The 19423-nt window shown below is 60.9% G+C and carries 13 protein-coding genes and 8 tRNA genes; 19 read left to right on the top strand and 2 right to left on the bottom strand.

Annotation, left to right across the window (positions count from 1 at the left end; translation table 11 throughout):
* The first annotated feature begins 74 nt into the window (after positions 1 to 74).
* Positions 75 to 3584: a chromosome segregation protein SMC gene (smc, locus tag ISP19_RS10410; RefSeq protein ID WP_204681571.1), complete on the top strand. Its 3510-nt coding sequence runs from the start codon at positions 75 to 77 to the stop codon at positions 3582 to 3584.
* A gap of 11 nt (positions 3585 to 3595) precedes the next feature.
* Positions 3596 to 4618, top strand: a complete 1023-nt coding sequence (zipA, locus tag ISP19_RS10405) for a cell division protein ZipA (RefSeq protein WP_204681563.1) — start codon at positions 3596 to 3598, stop codon at positions 4616 to 4618.
* 72 nt (positions 4619 to 4690) lie between these two features.
* Here the strand turns inward: zipA and ISP19_RS10400 are convergent, their stop codons facing one another.
* Positions 4691 to 5272, bottom strand: coding sequence for an FMN-dependent NADH-azoreductase (locus ISP19_RS10400; RefSeq protein WP_204681561.1), 582 nt, complete (start codon positions 5270 to 5272; stop codon positions 4691 to 4693).
* Between the two features lie 113 nt (positions 5273 to 5385).
* On the opposite strand from ISP19_RS10400, the gene ISP19_RS10395 reads away from it, so the two are divergent.
* The 17 genes from ISP19_RS10395 (at position 5386) to ISP19_RS10315 (ending at position 18414) form a co-directional block, all read left to right on the top strand.
* Positions 5386 to 6375: a LysR substrate-binding domain-containing protein gene (locus ISP19_RS10395; RefSeq protein ID WP_204681559.1), complete on the top strand. Its 990-nt coding sequence runs from the start codon at positions 5386 to 5388 to the stop codon at positions 6373 to 6375.
* Positions 6376 to 6428: 53 nt separating this feature from the next.
* A complete protein-coding gene (locus ISP19_RS10390; RefSeq protein WP_204681557.1) occupies positions 6429 to 7574 on the top strand; it encodes a pyridoxal phosphate-dependent aminotransferase in 1146 nt (381 codons plus the stop codon).
* A complete protein-coding gene (locus tag ISP19_RS10385; protein WP_204681555.1) occupies positions 7562 to 8365 on the top strand; it encodes an amidohydrolase in 804 nt (267 codons plus the stop codon). The genes ISP19_RS10390 and ISP19_RS10385 overlap by 13 nt, the downstream gene beginning before the upstream one ends.
* 169 nt (positions 8366 to 8534) lie before the next feature.
* Positions 8535 to 8611, top strand: a tRNA-Arg gene (locus ISP19_RS10380).
* A 176-nt stretch (positions 8612 to 8787) separates the two neighbouring features.
* Positions 8788 to 8864: transfer RNA gene (locus tag ISP19_RS10375), tRNA-Pro, on the top strand.
* 22 nt (positions 8865 to 8886) lie between these two features.
* Positions 8887 to 8963, top strand: a tRNA-Arg gene (locus ISP19_RS10370).
* Between the two features lie 14 nt (positions 8964 to 8977).
* A tRNA-His gene (locus ISP19_RS10365) sits at positions 8978 to 9054 on the top strand.
* 28 nt (positions 9055 to 9082) lie between these two features.
* Positions 9083 to 9158: transfer RNA gene (locus ISP19_RS10360), tRNA-Lys, on the top strand.
* 223 nt (positions 9159 to 9381) lie between these two features.
* Positions 9382 to 9467 (top strand) — tRNA-Leu (locus ISP19_RS10355).
* A gap of 82 nt (positions 9468 to 9549) precedes the next feature.
* Positions 9550 to 10842: a trigger factor gene (gene tig, locus ISP19_RS10350; RefSeq protein WP_204681553.1), complete on the top strand. Its 1293-nt coding sequence runs from the start codon at positions 9550 to 9552 to the stop codon at positions 10840 to 10842.
* An 81-nt stretch (positions 10843 to 10923) separates the two neighbouring features.
* Positions 10924 to 11553 (top strand): ATP-dependent Clp endopeptidase proteolytic subunit ClpP, encoded by a 630-nt coding sequence (gene clpP, locus ISP19_RS10345; protein WP_204681551.1) that lies wholly within the window; start codon positions 10924 to 10926, stop codon positions 11551 to 11553.
* Between the two features lie 110 nt (positions 11554 to 11663).
* A complete protein-coding gene (gene clpX / locus ISP19_RS10340) occupies positions 11664 to 12965 on the top strand; it encodes an ATP-dependent Clp protease ATP-binding subunit ClpX (RefSeq protein ID WP_204681549.1) in 1302 nt (433 codons plus the stop codon).
* A 171-nt stretch (positions 12966 to 13136) separates the two neighbouring features.
* Positions 13137 to 15641, top strand: coding sequence for an endopeptidase La (gene lon, locus ISP19_RS10335; protein ID WP_204681546.1), 2505 nt, complete (start codon positions 13137 to 13139; stop codon positions 15639 to 15641).
* 336 nt (positions 15642 to 15977) lie between these two features.
* A complete protein-coding gene (locus ISP19_RS10330) occupies positions 15978 to 16250 on the top strand; it encodes an HU family DNA-binding protein (RefSeq protein WP_204681544.1) in 273 nt (90 codons plus the stop codon).
* A 17-nt stretch (positions 16251 to 16267) separates the two neighbouring features.
* Positions 16268 to 16342: transfer RNA gene (locus ISP19_RS10325), tRNA-Val, on the top strand.
* 6 nt (positions 16343 to 16348) lie between these two features.
* Positions 16349 to 16425: transfer RNA gene (locus ISP19_RS10320), tRNA-Asp, on the top strand.
* Between the two features lie 81 nt (positions 16426 to 16506).
* Positions 16507 to 18414 (top strand): SurA N-terminal domain-containing protein, encoded by a 1908-nt coding sequence (locus tag ISP19_RS10315; protein WP_204681542.1) that lies wholly within the window; start codon positions 16507 to 16509, stop codon positions 18412 to 18414.
* 72 nt (positions 18415 to 18486) lie between these two features.
* Here ISP19_RS10315 and ISP19_RS10310 read toward each other — a convergent pair whose 3' ends face one another.
* A complete protein-coding gene (locus ISP19_RS10310) occupies positions 18487 to 19269 on the bottom strand; it encodes an enoyl-ACP reductase FabI (RefSeq protein ID WP_204681534.1) in 783 nt (260 codons plus the stop codon).
* Positions 19270 to 19423: the final 154 nt, after the last annotated feature.

The raw sequence follows: 19423 nt of genomic DNA, 5'->3' as shown, positions 1-19423 counted from the left end.
TGCTGTCACGTGTTTGGCACAGTGACCCGTCGTCCGCCGGGGCGGACCACCACTTTCCGAGCTGCTGACTCTGCATGCGCCTAACCACGATCAAACTCGCGGGATTCAAATCCTTCGTCGATCCGACCACCTTGCACCTGCCCACCAACATGACTGGTGTGGTGGGGCCCAACGGTTGCGGCAAGTCCAACATCATCGACGCCATTCGCTGGGTGATGGGCGAGAGCGCAGCCAGCCGCTTGCGCGGCGATTCGATCACCGACGTGATCTTCTCCGGCTCCAATGCGCGCAAGCCGGTGGGGCAGGCGACGGTCGAGCTGATTTTCGATAACGCGGACGGCACCATTCAGGGCGAATACGCGCAGTACGCCGAAATCTCGGTGAAGCGCCAGGTGACGCGTGACGGGCAGTCATCGTATTTTCTCAACGGTGCGCGCTGCCGCCGTCGCGATATCACTGATCTGTTCCTGGGGACCGGTCTGGGCCCGCGCAGCTACTCGATCATCGAGCAGGGCATGATCAGCCAGATCATCGAAGCGCATCCGGAAGAGCTGCGCACGCATCTGGAAGAAGCGGCCGGCATCTCCAAGTACAAGGAGCGCCGCAAGGAAACCGAGAGCCGCATCAAGGCCACGCGCGAAAACCTTGATCGCGTGCGTGACGTGCGCGACGAGGTGGACAAGCAGCTTGAACACCTCAACCGCCAGGCACGCGCCGCCGAGCGCTGGAAAGCCTACAAAGAAGAGCAGACGCGCAAGGAAGCTGAACTGCGCGCCCTGGAATATCGTGGGCTCAAGAGCCAGCACGAAGGGCAGGGGCAGGGACTTTCCGCCGCGGAAATCGAGATCGAAAAACGCCTGGCTACGCAGCGTCAGATCGAGTCGCAGATCGAAAGCGCGCGCGAACGTCATGCCGAAGCCAGCGAGCATCTGAACACCGTGCAGGCCGAGGTGTACAAGGTTGGGGCGGAGATCGCCCGCGTCGAACAGCAGGTTCGCTATAACCGCGAAACCGCGGATCGTCTGCAGCGCGCGCAGGCGGACACCGAGCGTGAGCATGGCGAACTTGCCACGCACATCGCGACCGATCGCGAGCAAGTCGAGACCTTGCGCCTGGCCTTGTCCGAAGGCGAGCCAAGGCTGGAAGCCCTGCAGCTGATGCAGGACGAAACCGCCGACGCGCAGCGCGAAACCGAAACCAAGCTGGCCGATTGGCAGCAGCGTTGGGATACCTATACCCGCACGGCGGGCGAAGCGAGCCGCGCGGCCGAAGTCGAGCGCACCAAGCTGGCCTATCTCGATCGCCAGTCGATGGATCTGGGCAAACGCAAGGAAGCCCTGGAAAACGAGCAAAAGGCCACCGACGTCGCGGCCCTCGATGCTGCTGCCGAGCAGTTGCACAACGAGCATGACACCCAGCGCGAGCGTCTTGAGTCACTGGGCGGCTTGCTCGATCAGTACAAGCTCAACCATGAAAAAGTGCTGGACGACGAGCGGCAGGTGCAGAGCGTGCTGAACGAAGCGCGCCAGCAGTTGCAGACGGCTCGCGGCCGTCTCGCCTCGCTGGAAGCCTTGCAGAATGCTGCGCTGGGCCAGGAAGAAAGCGCAGCCAGCACGTGGTTGTCGCAGTTTGGCCTGGATAAGAAGCGCCGGCTTGGTGAGGTGCTGCAGGTCGAAGCCGGTTGGGAAACCGCGGTCGAAACCGTGCTCTCGGGTTTTATCGACAGCGTGCTGGTTGACGGCGCCCACGATCTGGCCCGCGAGTTCCCCGGCCTGAAAGATGCCGACGTTGCCTTGCTGGATGCGACCGAAGGTGGCGCCGCGACGGCTGGCACCTTGGCCGCGCATGTGCGCGGGCCGGCCGGGGCGATCACGATTCTTGGTCATGTCCTGATCGCGGAAACGATTGACGAAGCACATCGCCGCGTAGCTGAGCTTTCCGCTCTGGCGCCGTATCAGTCGGTGATTACCCGCACTGGCGAGTGGCTTGGGCCGGGTTGGGCGCGTGTGCGTCGTGCCCAGGGTAATCAGGTCGGCGTGCTGGCGCGTGAGCGCGAGATTCGCGTGCTGACCGAGCAGACCGAATCGCTGGAAGCACAGATCGAAGAAGCTACCGCGCGGCTCGATACCTTGCGCACCAGCAAGTTTGAGGCCGAGCGCGCCCGCGACGATGCGCAGCGCGAGCTGTACAACGCGCACCGCCGTCAGTCCGAACTGGCCGGCCAGTTGCAAAGCCATCGCGGCAAAGTGGAAACCGCGCGTGCCCGCGCCGAGAAGGTGGCTGGTGAAATTTCGGTCCTGCTCGAGCAGATGGACGAGTTACAGGTGCAGACGCGCGATGCGCGCGCACGCCTGGACGAATCGGTCAACAACATGGGCGATCTGGAAGACCAGCGTCGCGAGCTTGAGAACGAACGCCGCGCCTTGCTGGAAGCACGCGAAGAAGCGCGCATGAATGCCCGCGAGGCGGCTGATCAGGCGCACGCGCTGGCCTTGAGCCTGGAGTCCAAGCGTTCGTCATTGAGCTCGCTGGAGCAGGCGCTGGCGCGCATGGACAGCCAGATCCGGGTGATTGAGGCACGCCGTACCGAAATCGCCGAACAGCTTGAAGCCGGCTCTGATCCGATTGCCGAGCTGGAAGCCGAACGTCAGACCTATCTGGACCAGCGCCTGCTGGTCGATCGTCAGCTGGTCGATGCCCGCCGCACGCTGGAAGACTGCGATATCGAATTCCGCAAGCTGGAACAGCAGCGCCACAATCTGGAGCAGGAACTCTCCGGTCTGCGCGAAAAGGTCTCCGAGCAGAAGCTCGCCGCGCAGGCGCTGCAGATGCGCGCCGATCAGCTGGCTGAGGCGATTGCCGCTTCCGGCCTGGATCTGGAAACCTTGCTGGCCGAGTTGGCAGAAAATGTGGATGCCACGCAGTGGCGTCAGCAACTGGCCGACCTGGCGCAGAAGATCGCACGCCTGGAGCCGGTCAACCTGGCGGCGATCCAGGAGCACGCCGAACAGAGCGAGCGCAAGACCTACCTCGACAATCAGCTCGCCGATCTGACCAGCGCGATGGAGACCCTGGAGAACGCGATCAAGAAGATCGATCGCGAAACGCGCCAGCGTTTCAAGGAAACCTTTGATCGCGTCAACGCCGGTGTGCAGGAATTGTTCCCGCGCCTGTTCGGTGGCGGCCACGCTTATCTGGAGCTTACCGGCGACGACCTGCTCAGCACGGGCGTGTCGATCATGGCGCGTCCGCCGGGCAAGCGCGTCTCCAACATCACGCTGCTGTCGGGTGGCGAAAAGGCGCTTACCGCGGTCTCGCTGGTATTTGCCATCTTCGCCCTGAATCCGGCGCCGTTCTGTTTGCTGGACGAAGTGGATGCGCCGTTGGACGAGGCGAACGTGGGGCGTTTCTCGAATATGGTGCGCGAGATGAGCGAAAAGGTGCAGTTCATCTTTGTCAGCCACAACAAGGCCACCATGGAAGCGGCCAGCCAGCTTTGCGGCGTTACCATGCGCGAGCCGGGTGTTTCGCGTCTCGTGCAGGTTGACCTTGCCGAAGCGGCCAAGCTGGCCGGCGCCGCCTGAGGAGTCAGATCATGCTTGGAACCGAGTTGGCTTTTGCATGGAATCCGTGGGTCGGCGTTCCGTTGATGATCATCGGCATCATCGTACTGGTGCTGGTGTGGCTGTTCGGCGAGCCGAAGAAAGAGCAGGGCAAGCGCCGCTCCATGCCCGAGCCGGGCGCGGAGCGTCGCGAGCCGACGCTGGGTGGGTCGGCGGACGAAGACGACGCTTTCAGGGATATCAGCGACGACCGGCGCGATCCGCTGTTTTCCGAACCGTCGCCGCAGCAGGGCGAGCTGGATGTTGGTTTGCGCGAGGAGCTGGAGAAGCTCGGCGCCGCGTTGGCCGATGAGCGGCATGGTCACGGCGCGGTGCAGATGCCCAAGCCGACGGGACATGCTGCATCCATCGTCGAGGCGCTGCGCTCGCCCTCCATGCCGGTGTCGCAGCCGGAATCACCGCCGAGATCGGCCGCGGTTGGCCCATCCGCGCGGATCGACCTTGATGAAACACCGGTTGCTGCCCCGGTGCCCGCTCCGGCTCCGGTGCCTGCACCGGCACCACGGGTTCCGCCTCGTTCTGATCTGGGCAAGCGCCCGACGCAAGTGCCGGTCGAACGCATCGTCAGCTTGTTCGTGGTGGCCCGCGAAGGTCAGTCCTTCAATGGCGCCGATCTCATTGTCGCCGCCGAGAAGGCCGGACTGGAGTACGGCGACATGGGCATTTATCACCGCCTGGTTGACGGCAAGCGCGAAGTGGGGCCGATTTTCAGCGTTGCCAACATGCTCAAGCCGGGGAGCTTCGATCTGACCCGTGTCGACGCGCTGCGCACGCCGGGTCTGAGTTTCTTCATGGCGCTGCCGGGGCCGGTGACGGCGCTGGATGCGTGGGATGCGATGTTGCCGACGGCGCAACGGCTGGCTGAGCTGCTGGATGGCCAGGTGCTGGACGAGGAGCGCAACGCGCTCGGTCGCCAGCGCATTGCGCATATCCGTGATGAGCTGCGCGGCTGGGATCGCGACCACGATGGCGGTGAGATCCGCTTCGGCCGCTGATCGCGCGTACTCCAAAAAGAAGAGCGCCCGTGAAGGGCGCTCTAAAAACATCACATGTTTCTTTTGGCTTGATCAGGCGACTTTGCTGGCCACGGCGCCGATGGTGACGTGAGCTGCAGCCACTGCATTGGTCTTGTGCTCGGCGCTCAGGTTCACGCCTTCGGCGCGGATGAATTCCACGTCCGTTGCACCGATGAAGCCGAACACGGTACGCAGGTAGGATTCCTGGAAATCCATCGCGGCAGCCGGGCCGGTGCTGTAGACGCCACCGCGCGACGACACCACGATCACCTTCTTGCCGGTCACCAGGCCCTGCGGGCCCTTTTCGCTGTAGCTGAAGGTCTTGCCTGCGACCATGATGCGGTCGATCCAGGCTTTCAGCTGGCTGGGGACCGAGAAGTTGTACATCGGGGCACCGATGACCACCACGTCAGCAGCCAGGAATTCCTCCATCACGGCGTCACCAAGCTTGGCAGCCTCGCTCGCGGCGTCGACAACCGGCGTCCAGTGCGGCAGCGGCTGGGCGGTGAGGTCGCGGTAGGTCACGGTGGCGTTGGTGTTTTCGCGGGTGATTTGGGCTACTACCGCGGCGGTCAGTGCGCGCGACACGGAATGCTGGCCCAGCGAGCTTGCGTCAAGATGCAGCAGTTTCATGGTCATATCTCGATTCGTGTCGGGCAGTCCGACGTTGGAAGTAAGATAGATTTGGAACAAACGAACGATAAGATAGGAGTTCCTGAACTTATCGTTCCCAATAGGAAACGAAGATGACGGCCTTACCGGGTGCCATGCAGGACCTGAACGACCTGTACTTCTTTGCGGCGGTGGTCGAGCACGGGGGCTTTTCCTCAGCCGGACGCGCCTTGGGCGTGCCCAAGTCCCGGCTCAGCAAGCGGATTGCCCAACTGGAAGACCGGCTGGGAGTCCGCCTGTTGCAGCGGACCACCCGGCGCTTTGTCGTCACTGAGGTCGGGGAGCGCTTCTACGGACATTGCCGGGCCGTGCTGGAGGAGGCCCAGGCGGCCCAGGATGCGGTCGAGGAGCTGCGGGCCGAACCGCGCGGGGTAGTTCGGTTGAGCTGCCCGGTATCCGTTACCCAGACGGTACTGGCGCATATCCTGCCCGAATTCATGGCGCAGTATCCAAAGGTGCAGGTAAGGGTGCTGTCGAGCAATCGCCGCGTGGATCTGATCAGCGAAGGTTTCGACCTGGCCATTCGCGTGCGCAACAAGCTCGATACCGATGCCAACATGATCGTGCGCAGTTTCAGTCAGGCGCGTGTGCTGCCGGTGGCCAGCCCTTCCTTGCTCAGTACCTACGGCTATCCTAAACATCCGGACGATCTCGCGCGCTTGCCGGCCTTGTCGATGCAGGAGCACGAAGGTGCGCAAATCTGGGAACTTATCGATGCGCGCGGCGAGCGGGTCAGTGTGGAAGTGCATGCACGTTTGATTACCGGCGACTTCCAGGTGTTGCTGCAAGCGGCACGCGCCGGGCTGGGTGTCGCGCTGTTGCCGGAATCTGTCTGCGCTCCGGCGGTCAGGGCCGGAGACCTTGAGATGGTGCTGCCGGAATGGAGTGCGCCAGAAGGTCTCATGCACTTTGTCTACCCTAGCCGTCGCGGCATGCTGCCCGGTGTGCGTGCGCTGGTGGATTTTCTTGCCGAGCGTTTGCCGGAGGCGACCCGCCAGATGCATGAGGAGTGCATGAAGCGTCCGCTGGAATCGCTCCCGCTCCCCGGTCAGCCGGCACCGTAACGGCGTGCTGGAGCCATGTTAGTCTTGACGTTTGGACATCCATACCGCCGCTCATGAGCATTGAAACCAAGCTTCCGAAAGTAGGCACGACCATTTTCAGCGTGATGAGCCACTTGGCCGTGCAACACAAAGCAGTCAATCTGGGTCAGGGTTTTCCTGATTTCGAACCGCCACAGGCATTGCGCGATGCGCTGAATCGCGCCATGTCGAACGGGCTGAATCAATACGCTCCAGGCATCGGTACGGCGGCATTGCGTGAGCAGGTCGCGCTGAAGACCGAGCGGCTTTATGGGCATAAGGTTAGTCCCGATAGTGATGTCACCATCACCTCGGGTGCGACCGAAGCACTGTTTGCGGCAATTGCCGCGGTGGTGCGTGCCGGTGACGAAGTCATAGTGTTCGATCCGGCTTACGACTCCTACGAGCCGGCGATTGATCTGCAGGGTGCGCGCGCCGTGCATATTCCGCTGACGGTGCCGAGTTTCTCGATCGACTGGCAGCGCGTGCGCGACGCGATCACGCCAAAGACGCGCATGATCCTGATCAACAGTCCGCATAATCCTTCCGGTGCCGTGTTGTCGGCAGCGGATCTGGATGAGTTGGCGGCCATCGTGCGCGATACACCGATCGTGGTGCTGTCTGACGAGGTGTACGAGCACATCGTCTACGACGGGGCTGTGCATCAGAGCGTATTGCGTCATGCAGAACTTGCTGCGCGCAGCATCGTGGTGTCCAGCTTCGGTAAAACCTATCACTGCACTGGCTGGAAGGTGGGCTATGCCGTTGCGCCGGCGAAGCTGTCGGCCGAATTCCGCAAGGTTCATCAATACCTGACGTTCTGCACCTTCCATCCAGCGCAAGCGGCCTTTGCGGAATTCCTGGCGAGCACGCCGGAACACTACATGGAGCTTCCTGCGTTCTATCAGGCCAAGCGCGATCGCTTCCGCAGTTTGCTGGCGCCGTCGCGCTTGAAGTTGCTGGACGTGCCGGGTGGCTACTTCCAGTTGGTGGATTACTCGGCCATTCGCAACGAAGACGATCTCGCTTTCTGCGAGTGGCTGGTGAAAGAGGGCGGGGTGGCGGCCATTCCGTTGACACCGTTCTACGACAAGGCGCCGGGTACGCACTTGGTGCGGCTGTGCTTCGCCAAGAGCGATGCCACCATGGAGGCAGCGGCGGAACGTCTATGCAAACTCTGAATGTTTCGCTCGTACAGGGCGCCACGCGTTGGCACGACGCTCCAGGCAATCGCGAGTACTACGGCGCGCTGGTGCGGCGCGTAGCAGGGCAGAGCGACCTGGTCGTATTGCCCGAAACGTTTTTGTCTGGCTTCAGCAATGACACACAAAGTGCAGCTGAAGGCATGGATGGCGAAGGCGTTGCCTGGATGTGCGCCTTGGCTGGCGAGGTCAACGCGGTGATTACCGGCAGCCTGGCCATCCGTGAAGGCGACAAGGTTTACAACCGTCTGATCTGGGCGCGTCCCGACGGCAGCTTTGCGCAATACGACAAGCGCCATCTGTTCCGCATGGCGGGCGAGCACACACGCTATGGCGGTGGCTCGGAGCGTCTGATCGTCGAACTGAAAGGTTGGCGCATCCTGCCGCAGGTTTGTTACGACCTGCGCTTCCCCGTGTGGCTGCGCAATCGTCGTCTGGAATTGTCGGCCGGCGGCATGGATTACGACCTCGCTTTGTTTGTCGCCAACTGGCCAGCTCCGCGCCGCCAGCACTGGCGCACCTTGCTGCGTGCTCGTGCGATTGAAAACCTCGGCTACGTCATTGGCGTGAATCGGGTCGGCACCGACGGCAACGATTTGCCTTATGCCGGGGACAGTGCAGTCATCGATCCGCTCGGCGAGCCGCTGGTGGAATTGGGCGTGCAGGAGCAGGTCGTGACGGTGTCACTGGATCCCGCACCTTTGCGCGCGCATCGCGAGCGCTTTCCGGCGTGGATGGATGCAGACGATTTCACGCTCAGCATCGAGTGAACCGAAGGCTTGTTCCAGGCGGGGCTAAGCAGGCTGGTACGTGAACAGAATATTTCAAAAAAATTCACAAAGAGTATTGACGGCTGCGGCCAGTACCTGAATAATTCCGCTTCTTGCTTCGGCGCTTTCCAAATCTTGGAAAGGGTTGTCAGCAAAAGGTTTTACCCATGCGCCCGTAGCTCAGTTGGATAGAGTACCAGGCTACGAACTTGGTGGTCGGGAGTTCGAATCTCTCCGGGCGCGCCATATACGCAGGGCACGATGTTGGTTTAAGTCGTGTACTGCATTGCAAGCAGAACATCGCTTGCAAACCGGACGAGAAGAATTGAAGTCCGGCGTGTTCGATACGGATTGACGGGCCAGAGAGTCACCCGTAGCATTTCAAGGCTCAGGTTCGCGTTAAGCTGACCGGGTTTCGAAAACGGGGTATAGCTCAGCCTGGTAGAGCGCCAGCTTTGGGAGCTGGATGTCGTGGGTTCGAATCCCTCTGCCCCGACCAGCAGGTGTTCTGCTTCAGTCAAGCGCCTGTAGCTCAACCGGATAGAGCATCGGCCTTCTAAGCCGACGGTTGCAGGTTCGATTCCTGTCGGGCGCGCCAGATTCGTGGTTACGGTGGGCGTAGCTCAGTTGGTTAGAGTACTGGATTGTGATTCCAGTTGTCGTGGGTTCGAGTCCCATCGTCCACCCCAATTTGCAAGTCTAAAAATGAGTTTTTCCGGGCCGTTAGCTCAGCTGGTAGAGCAGTTGACTCTTAATCAATTGGTCCAAGGTTCGAATCCTTGACGGCCCACCAACTACTGAAGGACCCGCAGCGATGCGGGTCCTTTTTGTTTGTTCCGGCCTACAGAAAATGAAGAAGACGAGCGCTTGTGCTGGCTGCTTGCACAACCGTAAAATGGCTGGCTTGGCATAAGGTAATCATCGACTTAGGGTCGCGGCCTGACTGTTTTTCGACAATTTTTGTGCAAGAGGCCGAAAATCGTTGAAAATCCGTGGCTTGCAATCTGGCAGCCGATGCGAAAGTGGCGGAATTGGTAGACGCACTGGATTTAGGTTCCAGCGGGTAACCCCCGTAAGGGTTCGAGTCCCTTCTTTCGCACCACCGACCTTGAGCTTGATTTTGCGGGCGGCCGGGGCCGCCGCGGCGCCGTCACGGGCCATTACAGGTAATTCCAGGAGACGTCATGCAGTTTTCCGTTGAAAACGTCGGCAAGCTTGAGCGCAAGCTCACGGTCAAATTTCCCGCGGAGCGGTTCGAGACGCAGGTAAGCGCTCGCATCGCCGAGATGAGCCGTACGGTACGCCTGAAGGGCTTCCGTCCCGGCAAAGTGCCGGCCAACGTGATCCAGCAGCGCTTTGGCGCGCAGGTACGTGGCGAGGTGCTTTCGGATTTGATCGGCAGCACGCTGCGCGAAGCCTTCGAGAAGGAAAATCTGCGCCCGGTGGCCAATCCGGCCATCGATACCACCGGCCAGCCGGAAAACGGCGAAATCGCCTACACCGCGACCTTTGAAGTCATGCCGGAATTCCCGGAAATCGACGTTGCTGCGCTCGAAATCAGCCGCCCGGTGGCTGAAGTTTCCGATGCCGACATCGGGAAGATGATCGAGACCCTGCGCCAGCAGCGCCGCAGCTTTGACGAAGTCGAACGTGCCTCGGCCGAGGGCGATTTCGTGATGTTCGAATACACCGCCGTTGCGGGCGACTACCGCTTCCCGGCGGAAGGCCTGGAGCGTGCCGGCAGCATCATCGGCTCGGGCACCTTGTTCAAGGCCCTGGACGCCGCGCTGACGGGCCACAAGGCTGGCGACGAATTCGAAACCGATATCGAATTCCCGGCTGATTTCCGCAACGACCAGCTGGCTGGCAAGACCGCCAAGGTCAACTTCAAGATCGTGAAGGTGCAGGAACAGAAGCTGCCGGAAATCGATGCGGAATTCATCAAGCTGTTCGGCATCGCAGATGGCAATGAGGAGAACTTCCGCAAGGAGGTCCGCGCCAATCTCGAGCGTGAGCTGAAGGCTGCGCTGATGGGTCGCCTGAAGTCTCAGGTTGCCGAAAAGCTCGCCGAGGCGAACAAAGAGCTTGAGGTGCCGAACCTCATGGTGCAGTCCGAGGCGCGCAATCTTGCCGCCGGCAGTGTGCCGCGTGGCCAGCAGCCGCCGCCCCAGCTCATTGACGCCGCCATGCCTGCCGCACGCATGCGCGTGATCGCCGGCCTGCTGATGGGCGAAATCGCCCGCAAGAACGAACTTAAGCTGGACCGCTCCCGCCTGGCCGAGCAGCTAGCCGCGATTGCCTCGACCTACGAAGAGCCGGAAAAGGTCATTGAACTGTACAACGGCGATCCCCAACTCATGTCGGGACTGCAGAACCGCGTGATGGAAGATCAGGTGGCAGAGTGGGTGGCTGAACACGCCCAGACCACGACCCAGAACCTGAGCTTCGACGAAGTGATGCGCCCGGTCGGTGCCTGAGACGATTCGATCAGGTCCGGCTATAGTCTGACCTGATTGTACGAATCGCTATTCAGTCCCCACACGCGGAGAGTCACTCGCATGGCCATGGATCCGATCCATAACCTCAATCTGGTGCCGATCGTTGTCGAGCAGACGGCTCGCGGCGAACGTTCGTATGACATCTACTCGCGCCTGCTGAAGGAGCGCGTGATCTTCCTGGTCGGTGAAGTAAACGATCAGGTCGCCAATTTGCTGGTGGCCCAGATGCTGTTCCTGGAGTCGGAAAATCCCGACAAGGACATCCATCTGTACATCAACAGTCCGGGCGGCGTGGTGACCGCCGGCCTGGCGATCTACGACACCATGCAGTTCATCAAGCCTGACGTCAGCACCATGTGCATCGGCCAGGCCTGCAGCGCCGCCTCGCTGCTGCTGATGGCGGGCGCCAAGGGCAAGCGCTACTCCCTGCCCAACTCGCGGGTGATGATCCACCAGCCGTCGGGCGGCGCCCGCGGCCAGGCCACCGATATCGAGATCCAGGCCCAGGAAATCCTGTACCTGCGCCGCCGCCTGAACGACATTTACGTTCAGCATACCGGCCAGCCCCTGGAGAAGATCGAGCGGGACATGGAGCGCGACCGCTTCATGAGCGCCGAGGCCGCCAAGGAATATGGCCTGATCGACGCCGTTCTGGACCGCCGTTCGGTCGAAACGGTCAAGTCGGCCTGATCTCCGCCGATTTAAGCTTTAGGCACATATGGGTCCCGCGTCCGGGTGCGGATTCGGGACCCTGTGCTATTCTCGACCCGTAACTGGGATTTATCAGCAGGATCAATCGAATGAGCGACGAGCGGCAGGGCCGTTCCAACGACAGCGGCAAGATTCTCTACTGTTCCTTCTGCGGCAAAAGCCAGCACGAGGTACGCAAGCTGATCGCGGGTCCGTCCGTGTTCATCTGCGACGAGTGCGTGGAGCTGTGCAACGACATCATCCGTGAGGAGCTGGAAGAGAAGGCTGCCTCCGGGCGCAGCCAGCTGCCCAAGCCCAAGGAAATCATGGAGACCCTCGACCAGTACGTGGTCGGGCAGACGCGTGCCAAGAAGGCGCTCGCTGTTGCGGTCTACAACCACTACAAGCGGATGGAGTCTCGCCAGCGCAGCGACGATATCGAGCTGGGCAAGTCCAACATTCTGCTTATCGGTCCGACCGGCTCGGGCAAGACACTGCTGGCCGAAACGCTGGCACGCCTGCTCAATGTGCCGTTCACGATCGCCGACGCCACCACGTTGACCGAAGCCGGCTACGTGGGCGAGGACGTCGAAAATATTATTCAAAAGCTGTTGCAGAAGTGCGACTACGACGTTGAGAAGGCGCAGTCGGGCATCGTCTACATCGACGAAATCGACAAGATCTCGCGCAAGAGCGAAAACCCGTCGATCACCCGCGACGTGTCCGGCGAAGGTGTGCAGCAGGCGCTGTTGAAGTTGATCGAAGGCACGCTCGCATCGGTGCCGCCGCAGGGTGGCCGCAAGCATCCGCAGCAGGAATTCCTGCAGGTCGACACCAAGAACATCCTTTTCATCTGTGGTGGCGCGTTCGCTGGTTTGGAAAAAGTCATCCAGCAGCGTTCCGAAACCACGGGCATCGGCTTCTCCGCCGAAGTGCGTTCGAAAGAGCGCACGGAAAATCTTGGCAAGGTGCTGGCCGAAGTCGAACCGGCTGACTTGGTGCGTTTCGGTCTGATTCCGGAATTCGTCGGTCGTCTGCCCGTAGTGGCCACGCTGGATGAACTCGATGAGCCTGCGCTGGTGAAGATCCTCACCGAGCCGCGCAATGCCGTCACCAAACAGTTCCGCAAGCTGTTCGAGATGGAAGGCGTAGAGCTCGAATTCCGTCCGGAAGCGCTGCAAGCCGTTGCACGCAAGGCGCTCAAGCGCAAGACGGGTGCCCGTGGCCTGCGCACCATCCTCGAGCAGGTGCTGCTGGACACCATGTACGAGCTGCCCTCGCTGGAGCACGTCAGCAAGGTTGTGGTGGACGACGCGGTGATCGAAGGGCAGGCCGAGCCCTACCTGATCTACCGTGGAAACTTGCAGCAGCAGCCGCGCATCAGCAGTGAGAGCGGCGACGCGGCAGCCTGAGCGTTACAACAGCGATACACTGCGGCCCCGACAGGCGACTGTCGGGGCCGTATGTTTTTCGTTGTGCGGCCTGCACTTGTGGGCGGGCCGCGCAGCCTCCACTTGACGAGACAGTGACCTCGGCGCAGTGTCGGGGCCGTAAGCCTCATTTTTCGCGAGAGAATTCCTGCGATGGCAAAAAGTGCTGCCAATCTTGCCGCCACCGGCGTCCTTGTGGACGCGCTGCCGGTACTGCCCCTGCGCGATGTCGTGGTCTATCCACACATGGTCATTCCGCTGTTCGTTGGCCGTGACAAATCCATGCGCGCGCTTGAGCGTGCGATGGAAGGCGAGCGTCAGATCCTCCTGGTCGCGCAGAAGAGCCCTGATATCGACGATCCTGCGGTGAAGGATCTTCACGAAGTGGGCACGCTTGCTGGCGTGTTGCAATTGTTGAAATTGCCTGACGGTACCGTGAAGGTGCTGGTCGAAGGGCAGTCGCGCGTGGCGATTGAGGAATACCACGATGACAGCGGCATGCTCACCGCGCGTTCGCGCATCGTCGAGCCGGTTTACAGCGTCAAAGAGCGCGAGCTGGATGTGGTATCGCGCACGCTGGTGTCGCTGTTCGAACAGTTGGTCAAGCAGAGCCGCAAGTTGCCGCCGGAGGTGCTGGCGACATTGTCCGGCATCGATGACCCTTCGCGTCTTGCCGACTCGATTGCCGCGCATCTCACAGTGCGCATGTCCGAAAAGCAGAAAGTGCTGGAGACGGCCGACGTCGGCCAGCGTCTGGAATTGCTGATCGGCCTGGTCGATGGCGAGATTGATCTGCAGCAGGTGGAGAAGCGCATCCGCGGCCGCGTGAAATCGCAGATGGAAAAGAGCCAGCGCGAGTACTACCTCAACGAGCAGATGAAGGCCATCCAGAAGGAGCTGGGTGAGGGCGAGGATGGCCCGAACGAAATCGAAGAGCTGCAAAAGAAGATCGACGACGCTGGCATGCCCAAGCCGGTGTTGGCCAAGGCGCGCCAGGAATTCGGCAAGCTCAAGCAGATGTCCCCGATGTCGGCCGAAGCCACGGTGGTGCGCAACTACCTGGATTGGCTGATCGGCGTGCCGTGGAAGAAACGCAGCAAGGTGCGCAAGGATCTCGCACTGGCGCAGGAGGTGCTCGATGCCGATCACTTTGGCCTGGAGAAGGTCAAGGAGCGCATCCTTGAGTACCTGGCCGTGCAGCAGCGCGTCAGCACCATGAAGGGCCCCATTCTGTGCCTGGTCGGTCCGCCCGGCGTGGGCAAGACCTCGCTTGGCCAGTCGATTGCCAAGGCGACCAATCGCAAGTTCGTCCGCATGAGCCTGGGGGGCGTACGCGATGAAGCGGAAATCCGCGGCCATCGTCGTACCTATATCGGCTCGATGCCGGGCCGCATCGTGCAGAACATGAACAAGGTTGGCACCAAGAATCCGCTGTTCGTGCTCGACGAGATCGACAAGATGTCGATGGACTTCCGCGGCGACCCGTCGTCGGCGTTGCTGGAAGTGCTCGATCCCGAGCAAAACCACACATTCAACGATCACTATCTGGAAGTCGATCTCGATCTTTCCGAAGTGATGTGGATTGCCACGGCCAACTCGCTCAACATTCCGGGGCCGCTGCTGGATCGTATGGAAGTCATTCGTATCCCGGGTTATACCGAGGACGAAAAGCTTGCCATCGCGCAGAAATACCTGTTGCCGAAGCAGATCAAGGCCAACGGCCTGAAACCGGAAGAACTCAGCGTTGATGAAGAAGCGGTGCGCGACATCGTGCGTTACTACACGCGCGAATCGGGCGTGCGCAATCTTGAGCGTGAGGTTTCCAAGATCTGCCGCAAGGTGGTGAAGCAGCTGACACTGGGCGAGCACAAGAAGGCCGCCGAGAAAGCGAAGGCTGCGGAAACCAAGAAAAAAGCCAAGGCAGCACCGGGCAAGGTGCAGGTCACCTCGGACAATCTGGATCATTACCTCGGCGTGCGTCGCTTCGACTTCGGTCGCAAGGAGCAGCAGAACGAAGTGGGTCTGGTGACGGGTCTGGCCTGGACCCAGGTCGGTGGTGATCTGCTCAGCATCGAGGCATCGATCGTGCCCGGCAAGGGGCGTCAGGTGCATACCGGCCAGCTTGGCGACGTGATGAAGGAATCGATTCAGGCGGCACTGTCCGTGGTGCGGGCGCGCGCCAGCCGCTTCGGTATCGACCCGGACTTCCACGAGAAACTCGACCTGCACATCCATGTACCGGAAGGCGCCACGCCGAAAGATGGTCCCAGTGCCGGTATCGCCATGTGCACGGCCTTGGTATCGGCCCTGACCAAGGTGCCGGTTCGCTCCGAAGTGGCAATGACCGGTGAGATTACCCTGCGTGGCCGCGTGCTACCGATCGGTGGTCTGAAGGAAAAATTGCTGGCCGCGCATCGTGGCGGCATCACCACCGTGATCATTCCGGACGAGAATCGCAAGGACCTGGCTGATATTCCGGAAAACATCACCAGTTCGCTGGATATCCATCCGGTGCGCTGGATTGATGAAGTGCTGGACATTGCACTTGAGCGTCCGCTGCAACCCCTGCCTGCGAAGGCAGAGGCTGAAGCAGGCGCAGCGTCGAGCGAGGCCGCTTCTCACGAAGAAACGGCCGAAGCGCCTACACGCACGCACTAATCGCGCTTACATTTTATGCAGTGCGACAGGCGGCACGTTTTTCGTGCCGCCTGCTTCGTTTCTTGCCACACTGTTGTCAAGCAATGGTTGCATGGGTTGCTCTCGTATCTGGGAGCATGCTGCTGAATCCCCTGCAAAACGTTGGTATTACTCGTATTGCGGACCCCGGGGGGCGCTGGTATAAAGGCTCACCGCCATCCTGGGGTATGCGCCAGCATGCACAGAGATGCGGGATCGCGTGGCAACGCCTTCCATAGAATCTGTCCGATCCTTTCCTGCCGTTGTCCCGTCCCAAACCTATCCGCGGGCCGAATACCTGTTTAAGGGAGTAACTCAATGAATAAAACCGATCTGATCAATGCCGTCGCCGAACATGCCGAACTGACCAAGGCCGACGCAGGCCGCGCTCTCGAAGCTTTCTTCGAGACCGTGCAGAAGGCTCTGAAGAATGGCGACGACGTGTCGGTCGTCGGCTTCGGTACCTTCACCGTGCGTGAGCGCGCTGCCCGTACCGGACGCAATCCCCGCACCAACGAAGAGATCAAGATTGCCGCTTCGAAGATTCCGGCGTTCAAGGCTGGCAAGGGCCTCAAGGACGCCGTAAACTAAGCGGCCCGCTTGGTTGCGGGTGCTTAGCTCAGCGGTAGAGCGTCGCCCTTACAAGGCGAGGGTCGTAGGTTCGATCCCTACAGCACCCACCAGTATGTGGAGCGGTAGTTCAGTCGGTTAGAATGCTGGCCTGTCACGCCGGAGGTCGCGGGTTCGAGTCCCGTCCGCTCCGCCACGGTCTGCAAGGGCGCCCCCGTGGCGCCCTTGTTGTTTAAAAGATGCGCGGAAACGCGCCAACACAATCGCGGGAAGATCTATGCTGCAATCATTGCGCGACAAAATGCAGGGATGGCCAGCCATCGTTGTACTGGGGGTCGCCGTATTTGCGATGTCATTCTTCGGCATCGAGGGCTATTTCAGTTCACAAGCTGAAAACTTCGTCGCTAAAGTCGGCAAGCGCGAGATCAGCCAGCAGCAGTATCAGGACACGGTAAACCGCATCCGTCAGCAGCAACGTGAGCAGATGGGTGATCAGTTCGACCCCAACGTGTTCGACAAGCCAGAATTCAAGCAGCAGATCGTGGACGAGCTGATCGGCCAGCAATTGCTGCTGCAAGCCAATGAAGACCTTGGCATGCGCGTATCCGATCAGGCGCTGCGCGAGGCCATTGCCTCCAACCCGGCGTTCCAGGTCGACGGCCAATTCAACGCGGACATGTACCGCGCGCAGCTTGCCGCTGCGGGCATGACGCCCGACATGTTCCAGAACAACATCCGTACGTCGCTGGAAACCAGCCTGCTTCCCGATGCCATCAGCGGCAGCACCATCGTTACCGATGCGGATATCAACCGCTACCTGAACATCAAGCTGCAGCGCCGGACCATCCGCTATTTCGTACTGCCGCGCCAGGCTCCTGCGGATAGCCAGGTCACCGACGCGCAGGTGCAGGATTATTACAAGGCGCACCAGGCGGATTTCATGAATCCGGAACAGGTGTCGCTGAAGTACATCGAAGTGAGTGCGGACACTCTGAAGTCGGAGGCGCCGCCGCCCACCGATGAAGAATTGAAGAAGCGCTACCAGGATGAAATCTCCCGTTTCGGTTTGCCGGAACAGCGCGAGGTGTCGCACATCCTGATCAACGTGCCGAAGAACGCCACGCCGGAGCAGCAGAAGGCGGCGCTGGCGAAGGCCGAAAAGATTGCCGCCCAGGCTACGCCGGCAAACTTCGCCAAGCTGGCGCAGCAGGATTCGGACGACCTTGGTTCGAAGCTGACCGGCGGCGACCTTGGCTGGCTGCAGAAGGGCATGACCAACGCCGCATTCGAGTCGGCCATGTTCGCCCTGCAGAAAGGGCAGATTTCCAAGCCGGTGCTGTCCGACGAGGGCTACCACATCATCTACCTGCGTGACGTTCGCACGGGTCAGACCAAGTCCTTTGCCGACGTTCGCGATCAGTTGCTCAAGGAAGCGACCGCGGCCGATCACGATCGCGCCTACAACGACGCTGCCGGCAAGATGACCGATCTCACCTCGCAGAATCCTGGTTCGCTGGAGCCGGCCGCGCAGGCGCTGCAGTTGAAGGTCCAGGAAACACCGCTGTTCGGCCGTAATGGCGGGGAAGGCATTGCTGCCAATCCGAAGGTGATTGCGGCGGCGTTCTCCAACGACGTACTCAACTCCGGCAACAACTCCAGCCTGGTCGATCTGAGCAAGACCGATTCAGTGGTGGTGCGTCTCGACAAGCACGTACCGGCATCGGCGAAGCCGATTGCCGAAGTGCATGACGCGATCGTGCAGAAGATTCTGGACGAACGCATTGCCGACGCCGCCCATCAGAAGGCCGATGTGCTGGTGCAGCGCCTCAACAAGGGCGAGGACATGGCGACCATTGCGCAGGCCGAACATGCCGATTTGCAGACGGTGAACCAGGCTCAGCGCGTACAGCAGGGTGTGCCGCCGCCGATTCTGGATCAGGCGTTCGTCACGCCGCACCCGGCGGATGGCAAGTCGCAGTACGCGGATGTTTCGCTGGATCAGGGCACCTACGCCGTACTCGCCGTCGACAAGGTTGAAGACGCCGACCTGTCCAAGTTCACCGATGACGATCGCCGTCAGCTCTATCGCCAGATGGTGCAAGCCTACGGCGGCGTGGAAACGCAGAGCTACATCGATGCGCTGAAGGCCAAAGCCAAGATCCAGATTGCCAAGGATCGTATGTAATCGGCACAGCCATGCTGGCGAAAAAGGCGGCTCTCCCGAGCCGCCTTTTTTGTACGCGCTGAACGCCGTGCGTCAGACGCCCGTCATGCCAAGCATGCTGTAACCGGCATCGACGTAAATCACTTCGCCGGTGATGCCCGAGGACAGGTCCGAACAAAGGAACGCGCCGACGTTGCCGACTTCTTCGATCGTCACACTGCGACGCAGCGGTGCATGCTCTTCCACGTGTTCCAGCATCTTGCGGAAATTTGCAATGCCCGCCGCGGCCAGGGTCTTGATCGGCCCGGCGGAAATCGCATTCACGCGCGTTGTCTCCGGACCAAGATTGAAAGCGAGATAGCGCACATTCGCTTCCAGGCTCGCCTTGGCCAGCCCCATCACGTTGTAACCGCTCAGCGCCCGCTCGGCGCCCAGATAGGTGAGGGTGAGGATCGCGCCATTGCGGTTCGCCATCATCGGCCGCGCCGCCTTGGCCAGCGCGGCCAGGCTGTAGCTGGAAATATCGTGGGCGACGGTGAAGTTTTCGCGGGTCAGGTTGTCCAGGAATTCGCCCTGCAACGCTTCGCGCGGCGCAAAGCCGATCGAATGCACCAGGACATCGAAGCCATCCCAATGTTTAGCCAGCGCTACGAACAGGTTTTCGATCTGCGCGTCGTCGGCGACATCGCAAGGCAGGGTGATGTTGGAGCCGAAGGTATTGGCCGCCTCATCGACACGATCTTTCATGCGATCGTTCGGATAGGTAAAGGCAAGTTGCGCGCCTTCGCGATGCATGGCGTTGGCAATACCCCAGGCGATGGAACGCTGGCTGGCAATGCCGGTGATCAGGGCGCGCTTGCCGTGCAGGAAACCCATACGACCTCCGCAAGATGGTCTGCGCCAAGGCGCCAGTCTACGGCAACCCGAAGGGCCGGGTCTGTATGCCTACCATCCGGCGTCATCGCTCAGTCGTGTACCGACGTACATTCCCTCGCGCGCAAGCAGCTTCCGGCGCGGGTCACGCCAATAG

This window comes from Dyella flava, assembly GCF_016904955.1.
Taxonomy (GTDB): Bacteria; Pseudomonadota; Gammaproteobacteria; order Xanthomonadales; family Rhodanobacteraceae; genus Dyella_B; species Dyella_B flava.
The sequence above is the reverse complement of the archived record's forward strand: the minus strand, read 5'-3'. Positions and strand labels throughout refer to the sequence as shown.